Source organism: bacterium SCSIO 12696 (assembly GCA_024397955.1).
In the GTDB taxonomy this organism is placed as follows: domain Bacteria; phylum Pseudomonadota; class Gammaproteobacteria; order Pseudomonadales; family Porticoccaceae; genus SCSIO-12696.
Map to the genome: position 1 here is coordinate 492257 of CP073744.1, position 20267 is coordinate 512523.

3 protein-coding genes are annotated in these 20267 nt (G+C 60.1%); 2 read left to right on the forward strand and 1 reads right to left on the reverse strand.

Features of this window, described 5'->3' with window-relative positions; genetic code table 11:
- Positions 1 to 62: 62 nt before the first annotated feature.
- Positions 63 to 17348, forward strand: a complete 17286-nt coding sequence (locus tag KFE80_02355) for a VCBS domain-containing protein (protein UTW45774.1) — start codon at positions 63 to 65, stop codon at positions 17346 to 17348.
- A 38-nt stretch (positions 17349 to 17386) separates the two neighbouring features.
- On the opposite strand, the gene KFE80_02360 is transcribed toward KFE80_02355, so the two are convergent.
- A complete protein-coding gene (locus KFE80_02360; protein UTW45775.1) occupies positions 17387 to 18070 on the reverse strand; it encodes a transglutaminase-like cysteine peptidase in 684 nt (227 codons plus the stop codon).
- Between the two features lie 199 nt (positions 18071 to 18269).
- Here KFE80_02360 and KFE80_02365 point away from each other — a divergent pair, with 199 nt between their 5' ends.
- Positions 18270 to 20234, forward strand: coding sequence for an EAL domain-containing protein (locus tag KFE80_02365; protein ID UTW45776.1), 1965 nt, complete (start codon positions 18270 to 18272; stop codon positions 20232 to 20234).
- Positions 20235 to 20267 lie beyond the last annotated feature (33 nt).

Sequence of the window (20267 nt, forward strand, 5' to 3'; positions counted from 1 at the left end):
AAAAAGAGCCCCCAGCAGCCAATGGCTGCTGCTTTAGGTGACACACAATACAAGGTGAAAAAATGGAAAACCAAGGCGTAAACAACCCTGCTGTGACTCCCATTGGCGTGGTAAAGGCCACCGATGGTGGAGTATTGGTTGCCGTCTCAGTAAATGGAGAAGCTCGAGACCTGAAAGTGGGAGACCCTATATTCTCTGGTGAAGGTTTGCGAGTACACAGCACTTTACGTATTGATGTCGCTGATGCCGAGGGGCAAATTCAACAGCAGGTTCACTCCGCTCGAAATACCATTGTGTTTACCGATGGCTCAGAGAGAGAAGTACCTCATCAAGGCATTGCCAGCCTGGACGCAAACAGCTTTCTGACTATGGCAGAGGTAACTCCTGAAGGCAGCAATTCAGAAGTTCCAAGCTTTGAAGAGCTGCTGGCGGCCCTAGAAAGTGGTCAAGACATTAATGAATTATTGGAGGCTACAGCTGCCGGTGAAGAAAGCGCAGGTAGTGAAGGCGAGTTAGGGCAGGGTGTACGTTTCGACAGAGTCGAACAAAGTGCGACACCTGAAGCAGGCATTGATCCCGATTTGGCATTTGCCGCGGCCCCAGTGGTAACCACCGACGATTTGTTGGGCGATGCTGTTAATGCGTTTCCATCTTCACAGCCTATTAGTGCTCAAAGTGGCGATGACGGTCAGTTTATTTCTTTCAGCGTGGCAGACAGCTTCAGCGACCCGGACGGTGCGCTCACTTACAGTGCTTCGGGTTTGCCCGAAGGCCTGAGTATTGACCCACAAACCGGTATTATCAGCGGCTCCATAGCAGCGGATGCCAGTGGCCAAAACAGCCAAGACTACAATATTACAATCACAGTCACCGATACCGGTGGTGCACAGGTTTCTGAAAGCTTTCTCTGGACGGTGAGCAACGTTCCACCAGTTGCACAAAACGATAGCTTTGATATTGATGAAGACGGTGTCCTGCAAGGCAACCTGCTTGCTGATAATGGTAATGGCGCAGATACGGACGGAGGTCAGGACAATGACCCGATTACTGTAGATACCACGCCCGTCATTGCTCCAGAAAATGGCACCCTACAAATTAATGCTGATGGCACTTTCATATACACACCGAACCCCAATTTTAGTGGTACGGACAGCTTTACCTACAGTATTAATGACGGTCAAGGTGGCACTGATGCGGCCACAGTGACTATCAGCGTTAATGAAGTTACCGACTTGGTCGCTCAAGCTGACGCTGGAAGCGGTAATGAAGATGGCTCAATTTCTGGCAACGTTGGCGATAATGACTCAACCACCTCCGGTGGAGTACTCAGCTTTGAAGTAGTTAACACAACCATCAATGGTTCTCTTGTTTTCAGTCCAGATGGCAGCTACACCTATACACCCAATGCTAACTTTAACGGTACTGACAGTTTTGATTATCTTGTAACAGATACAGTATCCGGCGAATCTGTTCTGCAAACAGTTACACTGACAGTGAGTGCCGTTAATGATCCGGCGGTGATCACTGTTGTTGCGGCGGACACCGCCGTGACCGAAGACGACGCGGGCAACAACACCGCCAGCGGTACCGTGACGGTGACCGACGTGGACAACGGCGAAGGGGCGCTGGCATCGAGCACCGCGACCTTCGGTACCGTGACCGTGGACGGTGCGGGCAACTGGACCTACGCGCTGGACAACGGCAACGCCACGGTTCAGGCGCTGGCCGCCGGTGAGACGCTGACCGACACCATCACCTTCACCAGTGACGATGGCACCACCCAGACCCAGGACATCACCATCACCGGCGCCAACGACGCGGCGGTGATCACCGTGGTGGCGGCGGACACCGCCGTGACCGAAGACGACGCGGGCAACAACACCGCCAGCGGTACCGTGACGGTGACCGACGTGGACAACGGCGAAGGGGCGCTGGCATCGAGCACCGCGACCTTCGGTACCGTGACCGTGGACGGTGCGGGCAACTGGACCTACGCGCTGGACAACGGCAACGCCACGGTTCAGGCGCTGGCCGCCGGTGAGACGCTGACCGACACCATCACCTTCATCAGTGACGATGGCACCACCCAGACCCAGGACATCACCATCACCGGCGCCAACGACGCGGCGGTGATCACTGTTGTTGCGGCGGACACCGCCGTGACCGAAGACGACGCGGGCAACAACACCGCCAGCGGTACCGTGACGGTGACCGACGTGGACAACGGCGAAGGGGCGCTGGCATCGAGCACCGCGACCTTCGGTACCGTGACCGTGGACGGTGCGGGCAACTGGACCTACGCGCTGGACAACGGCAACGCCACGGTTCAGGCGCTGGCCGCCGGTGAGACGCTGACCGACACCATCACCTTCATCAGTGACGATGGCACCACCCAGACCCAGGACATCACCATCACCGGCGCCAACGACGCGGCGGTGATCACTGTTGTTGCGGCGGACACCGCCGTGACCGAAGACGACGCGGGCAACAACACCGCCAGCGGTACCGTGACGGTGACCGACGTGGACAACGGCGAAGGGGCGCTGGCATCGAGCACCGCGACCTTCGGTACCGTGACCGTGGACGGTGCGGGCAACTGGACCTACGCGCTGGACAACGGCAACGCCACGGTTCAGGCGCTGGCCGCCGGTGAGACGCTGACCGACACCATCACCTTCACCAGTGACGATGGCACCACCCAGACCCAGGACATCACCATCACCGGCGCCAACGACGCGGCGGTGATCACTGTTGTTGCGGCGGACACCGCCGTGACCGAAGACGACGCGGGCAACAACACCGCCAGCGGTACCGTGACGGTGACCGACGTGGACAACGGCGAAGGGGCGCTGGCATCGAGCACCGCGACCTTCGGTACCGTGACCGTGGACGGTGCGGGCAACTGGACCTACGCGCTGGACAACGGCAACGCCACGGTTCAGGCGCTGGCCGCCGGTGAGACGCTGACCGACACCATCACCTTCACCAGTGACGATGGCACCACCCAGACCCAGGACATCACCATCACCGGCGCCAACGACGCGGCGGTGATCACTGTTGTTGCGGCGGACACCGCCGTGACCGAAGACGACGCGGGCAACAACACCGCCAGCGGTACCGTGACGGTGACCGACGTGGACAACGGCGAAGGGGCGCTGGCATCGAGCACCGCGACCTTCGGTACCGTGACCGTGGACGGTGCGGGCAACTGGACCTACGCGCTGGACAACGGCAACGCCACGGTTCAGGCGCTGGCCGCCGGTGAGACGCTGACCGACACCATCACCTTCATCAGTGACGATGGCACCACCCAGACCCAGGACATCACCATCACCGGCGCCAACGACGCGGCGGTGATCACTGTTGTTGCGGCGGACACCGCCGTGACCGAAGACGACGCGGGCAACAACACCGCCAGCGGTACCGTGACGGTGACCGACGTGGACAACGGCGAAGGGGCGCTGGCATCGAGCACCGCGACCTTCGGTACCGTGACCGTGGACGGTGCGGGCAACTGGACCTACGCGCTGGACAACGGCAACGCCACGGTTCAGGCGCTGGCCGCCGGTGAGACGCTGACCGACACCATCACCTTCACCAGTGACGATGGCACCACCCAGACCCAGGACATCACCATCACCGGCGCCAACGACGCGGCGGTGATCACTGTTGTTGCGGCGGACACCGCCGTGACCGAAGACGACGCGGGCAACAACACCGCCAGCGGTACCGTGACGGTGACCGACGTGGACAACGGCGAAGGGGCGCTGGCATCGAGCACCGCGACCTTCGGTACCGTGACCGTGGACGGTGCGGGCAACTGGACCTACGCGCTGGACAACGGCAACGCCACGGTTCAGGCGCTGGCCGCCGGTGAGACGCTCACCGACACCATCACCTTCACCAGTGACGATGGCACCACCCAGACCCAGGACATCACCATCACCGGCGCCAACGACGCGGCGGTGATCACTGTTGTTGCGGCGGACACCGCCGTGACCGAAGACGACGCGGGCAACAACACCGCCAGCGGTACCGTGACGGTGACCGACGTGGACAACGGCGAAGGGGCGCTGGCATCGAGCACCGCGACCTTCGGTACCGTGACCGTGGACGGTGCGGGCAACTGGACCTACGCGCTGGACAACGGCAACGCCACGGTTCAGGCGCTGGCCGCCGGTGAGACGCTGACCGACACCATCACCTTCATCAGTGACGATGGCACCACCCAGACCCAGGACATCACCATCACCGGCGCCAACGACGCGGCGGTGATCACTGTTGTTGCGGCGGACACCGCCGTGACCGAAGACGACGCGGGCAACAACACCGCCAGCGGTACCGTGACGGTGACCGACGTGGACAACGGCGAAGGGGCGCTGGCATCGAGCACCGCGACCTTCGGTACCGTGACCGTGGACGGTGCGGGCAACTGGACCTACGCGCTGGACAACGGCAACGCCACGGTTCAGGCGCTGGCCGCCGGTGAGACGCTGACCGACACCATCACCTTCACCAGTGACGATGGCACCACCCAGATCCAGGACATCACCATCACCGGCGCCAACGACGCGGCGGTGATCACTGTTGTTGCGGCGGACACCGCCGTGACCGAAGACGACGCGGGCAACAACACCGCCAGCGGTACCGTGACGGTGACCGACGTGGACAACGGCGAAGGGGCGCTGGCATCGAGCACCGCGACCTTCGGTACCGTGACCGTGGACGGTGCGGGCAACTGGACCTACGCGCTGGACAACGGCAACGCCACGGTTCAGGCGCTGGCCGCCGGTGAGACGCTGACCGACACCATCACCTTCACCAGTGACGATGGCACCACCCAGACCCAGGACATCACCATCACCGGCGCCAACGACGCGGCGGTGATCACCGTGGTGGCGGCGGACACCGCCGTGACCGAAGACGACGCGGGCAACAACACCGCCAGCGGTACCGTGACGGTGACCGACGTGGACAACGGCGAAGGGGCGCTGGCATCGAGCACCGCGACCTTCGGTACCGTGACCGTGGACGGTGCGGGCAACTGGACCTACGCGCTGGACAACGGCAACGCCACGGTTCAGGCGCTGGCCGCCGGTGAGACGCTGACCGACACCATCACCTTCACCAGTGACGATGGCACCACCCAGATCCAGGACATCACCATCACCGGCGCCAACGACGCGGCGGTGATCACTGTTGTTGCGGCGGACACCGCCGTGACCGAAGACGACGCGGGCAACAACACCGCCAGCGGTACCGTGACGGTGACCGACGTGGACAACGGCGAAGGGGCGCTGGCATCGAGCACCGCGACCTTCGGTACCGTGACCGTGGACGGTGCGGGCAACTGGACCTACGCGCTGGACAACGGCAACGCCACGGTTCAGGCGCTGGCCGCCGGTGAGACGCTGACCGACACCATCACCTTCACCAGTGACGATGGCACCACCCAGACCCAGGACATCACCATCACCGGCGCCAACGACGCGGCGGTGATCACCGTGGTGGCGGCGGACACCGCCGTGACCGAAGACGACGCGGGCAACAACACCGCCAGCGGTACCGTGACGGTGACCGACGTGGACAACGGCGAAGGGGCGCTGGCATCGAGCACCGCGACCTTCGGTACCGTGACCGTGGACGGTGCGGGCAACTGGACCTACGCGCTGGACAACGGCAACGCCACGGTTCAGGCGCTGGCCGCCGGTGAGACGCTGACCGACACCATCACCTTCATCAGTGACGATGGCACCACCCAGACCCAGGACATCACCATCACCGGCGCCAACGACGCGGCGGTGATCACTGTTGTTGCGGCGGACACCGCCGTGACCGAAGACGACGCGGGCAACAACACCGCCAGCGGTACCGTGACGGTGACCGACGTGGACAACGGCGAAGGGGCGCTGGCATCGAGCACCGCGACCTTCGGTACCGTGACCGTGGACGGTGCGGGCAACTGGACCTACGCGCTGGACAACGGCAACGCCACGGTTCAGGCGCTGGCCGCCGGTGAGACGCTGACCGACACCATCACCTTCATCAGTGACGATGGCACCACCCAGACCCAGGACATCACCATCACCGGCGCCAACGACGCGGCGGTGATCACTGTTGTTGCGGCGGACACCGCCGTGACCGAAGACGACGCGGGCAACAACACCGCCAGCGGTACCGTGACGGTGACCGACGTGGACAACGGCGAAGGGGCGCTGGCATCGAGCACCGCGACCTTCGGTACCGTGACCGTGGACGGTGCGGGCAACTGGACCTACGCGCTGGACAACGGCAACGCCACGGTTCAGGCGCTGGCCGCCGGTGAGACGCTCACCGACACCATCACCTTCACCAGTGACGATGGCACCACCCAGACCCAGGACATCACCATCACCGGCGCCAACGACGCGGCGGTGATCACTGTTGTTGCGGCGGACACCGCCGTGACCGAAGACGACGCGGGCAACAACACCGCCAGCGGTACCGTGACGGTGACCGACGTGGACAACGGCGAAGGGGCGCTGGCATCGAGCACCGCGACCTTCGGTACCGTGACCGTGGACGGTGCGGGCAACTGGACCTACGCGCTGGACAACGGCAACGCCACGGTTCAGGCGCTGGCCGCCGGTGAGACGCTGACCGACACCATCACCTTCACCAGTGACGATGGCACCACCCAGACCCAGGACATCACCATCACCGGCGCCAACGACGCGGCGGTGATCACCGTGGTGGCGGCGGACACCGCCGTGACCGAAGACGACGCGGGCAACAACACCGCCAGCGGTACCGTGACGGTGACCGACGTGGACAACGGCGAAGGGGCGCTGGCATCGAGCACCGCGACCTTCGGTACCGTGACCGTGGACGGTGCGGGCAACTGGACCTACGCGCTGGACAACGGCAACGCCACGGTTCAGGCGCTGGCCGCCGGTGAGACGCTGACCGACACCATCACCTTCATCAGTGACGATGGCACCACCCAGACCCAGGACATCACCATCACCGGCGCCAACGACGCGGCGGTGATCACTGTTGTTGCGGCGGACACCGCCGTGACCGAAGACGACGCGGGCAACAACACCGCCAGCGGTACCGTGACGGTGACCGACGTGGACAACGGCGAAGGGGCGCTGGCATCGAGCACCGCGACCTTCGGTACCGTGACCGTGGACGGTGCGGGCAACTGGACCTACGCGCTGGACAACGGCAACGCCACGGTTCAGGCGCTGGCCGCCGGTGAGACGCTGACCGACACCATCACCTTCACCAGTGACGATGGCACCACCCAGACCCAGGACATCACCATCACCGGCGCCAACGACGCGGCGGTGATCACTGTTGTTGCGGCGGACACCGCCGTGACCGAAGACGACGCGGGCAACAACACCGCCAGCGGTACCGTGACGGTGACCGACGTGGACAACGGCGAAGGGGCGCTGGCATCGAGCACCGCGACCTTCGGTACCGTGACCGTGGACGGTGCGGGCAACTGGACCTACGCGCTGGACAACGGCAACGCCACGGTTCAGGCGCTGGCCGCCGGTGAGACGCTCACCGACACCATCACCTTCACCAGTGACGATGGCACCACCCAGACCCAGGACATCACCATCACCGGCGCCAACGACGCGGCGGTGATCACTGTTGTTGCGGCGGACACCGCCGTGACCGAAGACGACGCGGGCAACAACACCGCCAGCGGTACCGTGACGGTGACCGACGTGGACAACGGCGAAGGGGCGCTGGCATCGAGCACCGCGACCTTCGGTACCGTGACCGTGGACGGTGCGGGCAACTGGACCTACGCGCTGGACAACGGCAACGCCACGGTTCAGGCGCTGGCCGCCGGTGAGACGCTGACCGACACCATCACCTTCACCAGTGACGATGGCACCACCCAGACCCAGGACATCACCATCACCGGCGCCAACGACGCGGCGGTGATCACTGTTGTTGCGGCGGACACCGCCGTGACCGAAGACGACGCGGGCAACAACACCGCCAGCGGTACCGTGACGGTGACCGACGTGGACAACGGCGAAGGGGCGCTGGCATCGAGCACCGCGACCTTCGGTACCGTGACCGTGGACGGTGCGGGCAACTGGACCTACGCGCTGGACAACGGCAACGCCACGGTTCAGGCGCTGGCCGCCGGTGAGACGCTGACCGACACCATCACCTTCATCAGTGACGATGGCACCACCCAGACCCAGGACATCACCATCACCGGCGCCAACGACGCGGCGGTGATCACTGTTGTTGCGGCGGACACCGCCGTGACCGAAGACGACGCGGGCAACAACACCGCCAGCGGTACCGTGACGGTGACCGACGTGGACAACGGCGAAGGGGCGCTGGCATCGAGCACCGCGACCTTCGGTACCGTGACCGTGGACGGTGCGGGCAACTGGACCTACGCGCTGGACAACGGCAACGCCACGGTTCAGGCGCTGGCCGCCGGTGAGACGCTGACCGACACCATCACCTTCATCAGTGACGATGGCACCACCCAGACCCAGGACATCACCATCACCGGCGCCAACGACGCGGCGGTGATCACTGTTGTTGCGGCGGACACCGCCGTGACCGAAGACGACGCGGGCAACAACACCGCCAGCGGTACCGTGACGGTGACCGACGTGGACAACGGCGAAGGGGCGCTGGCATCGAGCACCGCGACCTTCGGTACCGTGACCGTGGACGGTGCGGGCAACTGGACCTACGCGCTGGACAACGGCAACGCCACGGTTCAGGCGCTGGCCGCCGGTGAGACGCTGACCGACACCATCACCTTCACCAGTGACGATGGCACCACCCAGACCCAGGACATCACCATCACCGGCGCCAACGACGCGGCGGTGATCACTGTTGTTGCGGCGGACACCGCCGTGACCGAAGACGACGCGGGCAACAACACCGCCAGCGGTACCGTGACGGTGACCGACGTGGACAACGGCGAAGGGGCGCTGGCATCGAGCACCGCGACCTTCGGTACCGTGACCGTGGACGGTGCGGGCAACTGGACCTACGCGCTGGACAACGGCAACGCCACGGTTCAGGCGCTGGCCGCCGGTGAGACGCTGACCGACACCATCACCTTCACCAGTGACGATGGCACCACCCAGACCCAGGACATCACCATCACCGGCGCCAACGACGCGGCGGTGATCACTGTTGTTGCGGCGGACACCGCCGTGACCGAAGACGACGCGGGCAACAACACCGCCAGCGGTACCGTGACGGTGACCGACGTGGACAACGGCGAAGGGGCGCTGGCATCGAGCACCGCGACCTTCGGTACCGTGACCGTGGACGGTGCGGGCAACTGGACCTACGCGCTGGACAACGGCAACGCCACGGTTCAGGCGCTGGCCGCCGGTGAGACGCTCACCGACACCATCACCTTCACCAGTGACGATGGCACCACCCAGACCCAGGACATCACCATCACCGGCGCCAACGACGCGGCGGTGATCACTGTTGTTGCGGCGGACACCGCCGTGACCGAAGACGACGCGGGCAACAACACCGCCAGCGGTACCGTGACGGTGACCGACGTGGACAACGGCGAAGGGGCGCTGGCATCGAGCACCGCGACCTTCGGTACCGTGACCGTGGACGGTGCGGGCAACTGGACCTACGCGCTGGACAACGGCAACGCCACGGTTCAGGCGCTGGCCGCCGGTGAGACGCTGACCGACACCATCACCTTCACCAGTGACGATGGCACCACCCAGATCCAGGACATCACCATCACCGGCGCCAACGACGCGGCGGTGATCACTGTTGTTGCGGCGGACACCGCCGTGACCGAAGACGATGCGGGCAACAACACCGCCAGCGGTACCGTGACGGTGACCGACGTGGACAACGGCGAAGGGGCGCTGGCATCGAGCACCGCGACCTTCGGTACCGTGACCGTGGACGGTGCGGGCAACTGGACCTACGCGCTGGACAACGGCAACGCCACGGTTCAGGCGCTGGCCGCCGGTGAGACGCTGACCGACACCATCACCTTCACCAGTGACGATGGCACCACCCAGACCCAGGACATCACCATCACCGGCGCCAACGACGCGGCGGTGATCACTGTTGTTGCGGCGGACACCGCCGTGACCGAAGACGACGCGGGCAACAACACCGCCAGCGGTACCGTGACGGTGACCGACGTGGACAACGGCGAAGGGGCGCTGGCATCGAGCACCGCGACCTTCGGTACCGTGACCGTGGACGGTGCGGGCAACTGGACCTACGCGCTGGACAACGGCAACGCCACGGTTCAGGCGCTGGCCGCCGGTGAGACGCTGACCGACACCATCACCTTCACCAGTGACGATGGCACCACCCAGACCCAGGACATCACCATCACCGGCGCCAACGACGCGGCGGTGATCACTGTTGTTGCGGCGGACACCGCCGTGACCGAAGACGACGCGGGCAACAACACCGCCAGCGGTACCGTGACGGTGACCGACGTGGACAACGGCGAAGGGGCGCTGGCATCGAGCACCGCGACCTTCGGTACCGTGACCGTGGACGGTGCGGGCAACTGGACCTACGCGCTGGACAACGGCAACGCCACGGTTCAGGCGCTGGCCGCCGGTGAGACGCTGACCGACACCATCACCTTCACCAGTGACGATGGCACCACCCAGATCCAGGACATCACCATCACCGGCGCCAACGACGCGGCGGTGATCACTGTTGTTGCGGCGGACACCGCCGTGACCGAAGACGATGCGGGCAACAACACCGCCAGCGGTACCGTGACGGTGACCGACGTGGACAACGGCGAAGGGGCGCTGGCATCGAGCACCGCGACCTTCGGTACCGTGACCGTGGACGGTGCGGGCAACTGGACCTACGCGCTGGACAACGGCAACGCCACGGTTCAGGCGCTGGCCGCCGGTGAGACGCTGACCGACACCATCACCTTCACCAGTGACGATGGCACCACCCAGACCCAGGACATCACCATCACCGGCGCCAACGACGCGGCGGTGATCACTGTTGTTGCGGCGGACACCGCCGTGACCGAAGACGACGCGGGCAACAACACCGCCAGCGGTACCGTGACGGTGACCGACGTGGACAACGGCGAAGGGGCGCTGGCATCGAGCACCGCGACCTTCGGTACCGTGACCGTGGACGGTGCGGGCAACTGGACCTACGCGCTGGACAACGGCAACGCCACGGTTCAGGCGCTGGCCGCCGGTGAGACGCTGACCGACACCATCACCTTCACCAGTGACGATGGCACCACCCAGACCCAGGACATCACCATCACCGGCGCCAACGACGCGGCGGTGATCACTGTTGTTGCGGCGGACACCGCCGTGACCGAAGACGACGCGGGCAACAACACCGCCAGCGGTACCGTGACGGTGACCGACGTGGACAACGGCGAAGGGGCGCTGGCATCGAGCACCGCGACCTTCGGTACCGTGACCGTGGACGGTGCGGGCAACTGGACCTACGCGCTGGACAACGGCAACGCCACGGTTCAGGCGCTGGCCGCCGGTGAGACGCTGACCGACACCATCACCTTCACCAGTGACGATGGCACCACCCAGACCCAGGACATCACCATCACCGGCGCCAACGACGCGGCGGTGATCACTGTTGTTGCGGCGGACACCGCCGTGACCGAAGACGACGCGGGCAACAACACCGCCAGCGGTACCGTGACGGTGACCGACGTGGACAACGGCGAAGGGGCGCTGGCATCGAGCACCGCGACCTTCGGTACCGTGACCGTGGACGGTGCGGGCAACTGGACCTACGCGCTGGACAACGGCAACGCCACGGTTCAGGCGCTGGCCGCCGGTGAGACGCTGACCGACACCATCACCTTCACCAGTGACGATGGCACCACCCAGACCCAGGACATCACCATCACCGGCGCCAACGACGCGGCGGTGATCACTGTTGTTGCGGCGGACACCGCCGTGACCGAAGACGACGCGGGCAACAACACCGCCAGCGGTACCGTGACGGTGACCGACGTGGACAACGGCGAAGGGGCGCTGGCATCGAGCACCGCGACCTTCGGTACCGTGACCGTGGACGGTGCGGGCAACTGGACCTACGCGCTGGACAACGGCAACGCCACGGTTCAGGCGCTGGCCGCCGGTGAGACGCTGACCGACACCATCACCTTCACCAGTGACGATGGCACCACCCAGACCCAGGACATCACCATCACCGGCGCCAACGACGCGGCGGTGATCACTGTTGTTGCGGCGGACACCGCCGTGACCGAAGACGACGCGGGCAACAACACCGCCAGCGGTACCGTGACGGTGACCGACGTGGACAACGGCGAAGGGGCGCTGGCATCGAGCACCGCGACCTTCGGTACCGTGACCGTGGACGGTGCGGGCAACTGGACCTACGCGCTGGACAACGGCAACGCCACGGTTCAGGCGCTGGCCGCCGGTGAGACGCTGACCGACACCATCACCTTCACCAGTGACGATGGCACCACCCAGACCCAGGACATCACCATCACCGGCGCCAACGACGCGGCGGTGATCACTGTTGTTGCGGCGGACACCGCCGTGACCGAAGACGACGCGGGCAACAACACCGCCAGCGGTACCGTGACGGTGACCGACGTGGACAACGGCGAAGGGGCGCTGGCATCGAGCACCGCGACCTTCGGTACCGTGACCGTGGACGGTGCGGGCAACTGGACCTACGCGCTGGACAACGGCAACGCCACGGTTCAGGCGCTGGCCGCCGGTGAGACGCTCACCGACACCATCACCTTCACCAGTGACGATGGCACCACCCAGACCCAGGACATCACCATCACCGGCGCCAACGACGCGGCGGTGATCACTGTTGTTGCGGCGGACACCGCCGTGACCGAAGACGACGCGGGCAACAACACCGCCAGCGGTACCGTGACGGTGACCGACGTGGACAACGGCGAAGGGGCGCTGGCATCGAGCACCGCGACCTTCGGTACCGTGACCGTGGACGGTGCGGGCAACTGGACCTACGCGCTGGACAACGGCAACGCCACGGTTCAGGCGCTGGCCGCCGGTGAGACGCTGACCGACACCATCACCTTCATCAGTGACGATGGCACCACCCAGACCCAGGACATCACCATCACCGGCGCCAACGACGCGGCGGTGATCACTGTTGTTGCGGCGGACACCGCCGTGACCGAAGACGACGCGGGCAACAACACCGCCAGCGGTACCGTGACGGTGACCGACGTGGACAACGGCGAAGGGGCGCTGGCATCGAGCACCGCGACCTTCGGTACCGTGACCGTGGACGGTGCGGGCAACTGGACCTACGCGCTGGACAACGGCAACGCCACGGTTCAGGCGCTGGCCGCCGGTGAGACGCTGACCGACACCATCACCTTCACCAGTGACGATGGCACCACCCAGATCCAGGACATCACCATCACCGGCGCCAACGACGCGGCGGTGATCACTGTTGTTGCGGCGGACACCGCCGTGACCGAAGACGACGCGGGCAACAACACCGCCAGCGGTACCGTGACGGTGACCGACGTGGACAACGGCGAAGGGGCGCTGGCATCGAGCACCGCGACCTTCGGTACCGTGACCGTGGACGGTGCGGGCAACTGGACCTACGCGCTGGACAATAGTAATCCAGATGTGGAAGCTCTCTTAGAAGGTGAAACGCTGGTCGACACTATTATATTTACTAGTGACGATGGCACGAGTGTGACTCAAAGCGTCACTATTACAGGAAGTAATGCAGTTCCCATCGTTTCTAACGATACGGCTACGACTTCAGAGAACACAGTTTTAAATGACACTGTACCAGTAGCTACGGATGTGGATGGTGTCATCACGGGCTACAGTTTGGCCTCCGGTGTTGGTGCTGGTAACGGAAACCTTGTGTTTAACCTTGATGGCAGTTACAGCTTCGATCCGAGCAGTGATTTTGATGATTTGGCAGTTGGTGAAAGTCGTGATGTTACGTTTAACTACACAGCGTTAGACGATGCAGGTGGAGAAAGTAGTGAGGCGACGGTAACGATAACGGTTACTGGCACCAACGATGCTCCGATTGCATCAAATGCAAATGCTGGAACAACGGAAAATGCAATTTTAAATAGCAACGTTCCAGCTGCAGCCGATGTAGATGGCACTATAGCCAGCTACGATTTACGGACAGATGTTGGCGAGGGCTCATTGGTATTTAATCCTGATGGTACCTTTACATTTGATCCCGGCAGTGACTTTGATGATTTGGCTCCAGATGCAACGCGTGATGTAACCTTTACTTACGTTGCCATAGATAACAACGGAGCGGAGAGCAACGAAGCAAGTATAACCATTACTGTAACGGGTACTAACGATGTGCCTGTAGCGTTTGATGATACGGCTACGACTTCAGAGAACACAGTTTTAAATGACACTGTACCAGTAGCTACGGATGTGGATGGTGTCATCACGGGCTACAGTTTAGCCTCCGGTGTTGGTGCTGGTAACGGAAACCTTGTGTTTAACCTTGATGGCAGTTACAGCTTCGATCCGAGCAGTGATTTTGATGATTTGGCAGTTGGTGAAAGTCGTGATGTTACGTTTAACTACACAGCGTTAGACGATGCAGGTGGAGAAAGTAGTGAGGCGACGGTAACGATAACGGTTACTGGCACCAACGATGCTCCGATTGCATCAAATGCAAATGCTGGAACAACGGAAAATGCAATTTTAAATAGCAGCGTTCCAGCTGCAGCCGATGTAGATGGCACTATAGCCAGCTACGATTTACGGACAGATGTTGGCGAGGGCTCATTGGTATTTAATCCCGATGGTACCTTTACATTTGATCCCGGCAGTGACTTTGATGATTTGGCTCCAGATGCAACGCGTGATGTAACCTTTACTTACGTTGCCATAGATAACAACGGAGCGGAGAGCAACGAAGCAAGTATAACCATTACTGTAACGGGTACTAACGATGTGCCTGTAGCGTTTGATGATACGGCTACGACTTCAGAGAACACAGTTTTAAATGACACTGTACCAGTAGCTACGGATGTGGATGGTGTCATCACGGGCTACAGTTTAGCCTCCGGTGTTGGTGCTGGTAACGGAAACCTTGTGTTTAACCTTGATGGCAGTTACAGCTTCGATCCGAGCAGTGATTTTGATGATTTGGCAGTTGGTGAAAGTCGTGATGTTACGTTTAACTACACAGCGTTAGACGATGCAGGTGGAGAAAGTAGTGAAGCGACGGTAACGATAACGGTTACTGGCACCAACGACGCGGCGGTGATCACTGTTGTTGCGGCGGACACCGCCGTGACCGAAGACGACGCGGGCAACAACACCGCCAGCGGTACCGTGACGGTGACCGACGTGGACAACGGCGAAGGGGCGCTGGCATCGAGCACCGCGACCTTCGGTACCGTGACCGTGGACGGTGCGGGCAACTGGACCTACGCGCTGGACAACGGCAACGCCACGGTTCAGGCGCTGGCCGCCGGTGAGACGCTCACCGACACCATCACCTTCACCAGTGACGATGGCACCACCCAGACCCAGGACATCACTATTACCGGCGCCAACGACGCACCGGTGGCCGTGGACGACACATTTACAGTCGCGGAAGATGGAACAACGGCAGTATTGGATTTGTTGGGCAATGACACCGATGTCGACGGCGATTCGTTAACTTTGCAATCTGTGGCAGGGACAGCAGTGACCCCAGGCACAGCCCAGTCTATTGCTGTAACTAATGGTACGGTCAATATCGATGCAGCTGGAAATGTCACCTTTACTCCATCTGCCAACTACAGCGGCCCGATCAGTTTTGATTATGTTGTGTCAGATGGTGCCGGGGGTACTGATACGGCAACAGTGACAGGAACTGTTACACCTGTCGTAGACGCACCGATTCTTACTGTTGTCGATCAAGTGACCTCATTGCTGTTACCTGATGAGTCCATAGACACTGTAACAGCGACATCTCAGGCAGATTTAGAAAGTCAGCTTGGCCTGACTGCCGGTAGCCTGGATACGTTCAGCCCACCGGGAAGTGATCCAGGCACTGTCAACGTGTTTGATGGTGATAGAACAAGCTACACAATCAACCTGGAAGCTGGGGGCGAGGCAAGCTTTGACTGGGTGTTTGATAATGGGGAAGACACAACAGGCGAAATCAACAATGGTTTTAACGACCTTGTATTGTTTGTTGTTACCGACCCCAATGGGGTAACCACAACGTCCATCGTTACCTCCTCTGAACAGGCAGGTGCATCCACCGATACCAATGGTACTCAAACCCATACAGCTGGACTGTCAGGGGAGTTCCAGTTCTCGTTTATCGTGCTCAATGGTCGGGATGGCGCCAAAGACTCCAGTGTTTCTCTATCCAATGTGCGCGCCACCAATGCAGCCGGTAATCTGATTTTCGGCAGTGTAATTCCTTTGGCAATTGGTGCTGCGCTGGCCGATACAGACGGTTCTGAAACATTGGCGCTGCAAGTAAGTGGTGTTCCCGCTGGAGCAACACTGAGTGCTGGTACGGATTTGGGAGGAGGTGTATGGAGTTTGTCGGCAGCTGATTTAAGTGGCTTGACGATAAACCCGCCTGCTGGATTTACTGGCACAATTAACCTTGATGTGCAGGCTCAATCTACAGAGAGTGATGGCACAACGGCCACTGTCAATGAAAGCATTACAGTAACCGTTGATAGCACAACAAATAATATTTCAGGTACCACCGCTGGAGACACACTAACCGGGACGGCCGGTAACGATAATATCAGTGGTTTGAATGGTGGTGATGTTATTACTGGTGGCGGTGGTAACGACTTGATCCACGGTGGTGGCGGTGCTGATGTAATTACTGCGGGTGCTGGTAATGATATCGTTTATGGTGGAGCTGGTGGTGACAACATTTCCGGGCAGGCCGGTAACGATATCCTGTATGGTGGCTCCGGTATTGACACGATAGATGGTGGTGCCAATAACGACATCATCTACGGTGGTACTGGAGGTGACACATTAACCGGTGGAACAGGTGCAGATACTTTTGCCTGGGCAGCCGGTGATGCAAGTGGCTCCCCTGTAGATACCATTACCGATTTCAATACCGGGGAAGACCTTTTGGATCTCAGTGATTTGCTCAGTGGTGAAAATGCCAACAATTTGGAAGAGTATCTGTCTTTCAACTTTGACGGCAGCGACACTACCATCACCGTAGACACTAATGGCTCAGCCGCTGGTGGCGATAGTCAGGAAATCGTCCTCCAGGGTGTAGACCTCACCGCTGGCGGCACTTTGGTTGATGCCGATATCATCAACAATTTGATTACCAATAATAATTTGATTGTTGATTAAGAGGCGGCGCATATATCGCGGAAAACGGCACCTTGGAGTTATTGCTCCAAGGTGCTTTCTTTTATTCGCTTTCTCAAATCTGACCAGGCTTTTAGTTGATTGGAACTGCCGCTGGCTTGCGATTCGTTGCGAGATCGGCTCAACCATAAATTTTCGGCATTAAAGCTATAGACGGGAATCAAATCAGTGCGCTCTGAGGCGGGTTTGATGCGGCGATTGAGGTTGTCGAGAATCAGCGGTTGGGATGATGGAGTAGGGTAGTAGGCCAACACCATGTGAGCCTGGTTGATGCTGGTAGCAGTTACGTAGGTAATGCGTAGCTTCTCGGCTTTTACCCCCAATTCTCTTAGGGTGAAATATTTAGCGATGGAGTAATCTTCGCAATCGCCGGCATCCTGAATCAGAAATTCAACAGGCGTGGCCCAGTAATCTTTTTGTTTCCACAGGGCCATATCGTTGGTAAAACGAGCGCCGTTAAAAAAATCATTCACTGCCTCCAACTTGTCCGGTTCCTCTAACTGCTGGCTGCTATGAATTAATTTTTGCCAGTAAAGCAAGCGGTTTTCTGCTGCTATGCCATGTTGCTTGCGAACATTGCTTAGCAATTTATCGCTGAGGCGGAACAGAGGTTTTTCCTGGGAATACACGTACAGGCCCAGAAGCAACAGCCCTGTGCTACAGAAAACAACTATGGCCTTGGAAAGCAGTCGCCTAGCCAACATTATTCTTTTTATGCCCGTGTGATGCTCTGTTATCGGCAACAATCGAAAAATCATAATACCTGGGCGAGAAATTGTTGCGGCAGAGCCGACAAAAATAAAAGTTGGTATTTGCAATTGCGGTGGCTAACCGTGATGATTTGGGCTCAAGCAACGCCAAAATTGGTCGAAAAGCAACAATAATAACCACGGGAACTAGTAAGTGACGCTTTATCGACAGCTTATTGCCGCTGTAACTCTACTGCTTACCCTTCTGTATGGCGTCAATATCGTTATTGGCGTTCACCAGACTCGCATTCTTCTGGACGCGCAGATGGCTGTGCATGCTCGGGATACGGCGACATCAGTCGCCTTGTCCATGACCCAGGCAGCCCAGCAGCAAGATATGGCTACGTTAGACACCATGTTTAACGCGGTTTCCGACAGTGGCTATTTCAGCAGCATGGTGTATCGGAATCTGGATGGCGAGGTGGTTCTTGAACGTACCTTCCCCATTGCTGCCAATGGCGTACCCCAGTGGTTTGTTGAATTATTGCCACTAACTTCGCCGGTAGGGCAGGCCGAAGTGCATTCCGGTTGGCTTCAATTGGGCACATTGACAGTGACCAGCCACCCGGGCCAGGCGTATATCAAACTGTGGACTACTACTGAACAACAGCTGAGTGCTTTTGCGCTGGTGATGTTTTTGGTGTGTTTGATCGCGTCATTGGCTTTGCGGGTTTTGCTAAAACCCTTGGCTCAGGTGGAACAACAGGCGAAAGATATCGCCGAGCAACAGTTCGTTACCGTGGACTCACTACCTCGAACTCGGGAGCTGCGCCGGGTGGTAGAAACCATGAACACCATGTCTACCCAGTTGAAGAGTATTTTTGAGCAGCAACTGGGGCAAATTGAGCACTTGCAGGAACAGTCTTTACGGGATCCGGTTACCGGGCTTAGCAGTCGTTTGGATTTTGATGCCAGAACCGCCAGCCTGTTGCGGGAAGAGCGAGGAGAACTGCCTGGCGCACTGATGATCCTTACCATCAGCAATATGCAGCAGGTTAATGGCAAGGAAGGCCGGGCAGGGGGCAACAAAGTGCTGCGGGCGGTTGGAGAGCAACTGCAAGAGCTGTTGGCACCATACCCTCACTCCATTGTCAGCCGTCGTCAGGGGCCAGAAATTACCTTGTTTATCCCCCACATTATCGAAGCTGAAGGCACTGAACTGGCCGAGAAGGTGTTTGATGTGACTCGCCAGGTGCAGTGGCACCACTGGAGTGACGTGTCATTGGTGGTGCATATGGGTTACAGCTATGCCAGCCAGATTAATGATATCGGCAATTTACTCAGTGAAGCGGATATCGCCTTGTATCGAGCCAAAGAAAGCAGTGACAGCTGTTGGAAAAGCTTGGAGGAAGCAGAACAAGAACAGGCATTACCCGTGCTGTCTGCCTCCACAGACGAATGGCGTCAGATTCTCAATAGTGCCATTGATAACGCCACGCTTGCTTTGCATTACCAGCCGATTTTCGATACCGATAATCAGCTAATTGCCTACGAGAGCTACGCCCGCCTGCCCAGCGGTAATGAGCTGATCAGCGCTGGGGTATTTATACCCATGGCCGAGCGCTTTGGTTTTATCAGCGAGTTTGACAAACTCAGTTTGCAAACCCTGGCAAGGCAACAAAACGAATTCCCGAAAAACGTGTATTTCTGTGCCAACCTGAGCCTGGTTTCCATTCAGGACAGTGCGTTTATTGAGTGGCTGGCGGAGTTCCTGGCTGAGCACTCTTCGTTAAGTGCGCGCTTGGTGGTGGAGTTATCAGAATACGCCATGCAGGTGAATGAGCAGTATGTGCGCCAGTTCAGTGAATTACTGCAAGAACACAACGCCAGCCTGGCCATTGACCACTTCGGGCTCGAGTCCTCGGCCTTTGGCTACCTCAGCAGCTTGCCATTGCGCCACATTAAAGTGCACCACAGCTTTATTCACGACTTGGATAGTAATCAGGACAACCGTTTTTACATCCAGTCTCTCGTTCAAGTGGCACGCAGCCGCAATCTGTTGCTGATGGCGGAAGGGGTGGAGCGCCAGGAAGAGTGGGACACTCTGCAGGAATTGGGCGTGGATGCCGGCCAGGGTTATCTGCTTGGCCGCCCCTCTGAAAAGCCCATAAAGTCATAACTGCAATCACACCTGCCCCTTACGAAAGGGGCA

What these genes read in the sequence shown, in the direction of transcription:
- KFE80_02355 (UTW45774.1), top strand. Translation starts at nt 63, where the DNA reads ATGGAAAACCAAGGCGTAAACAACCCTGCTGTGACTCCCATTGGCGTG.
- KFE80_02360 (UTW45775.1), bottom strand. Translation starts at nt 18,070, where the DNA reads ATGTTGGCTAGGCGACTGCTTTCCAAGGCCATAGTTGTTTTCTGTAGC.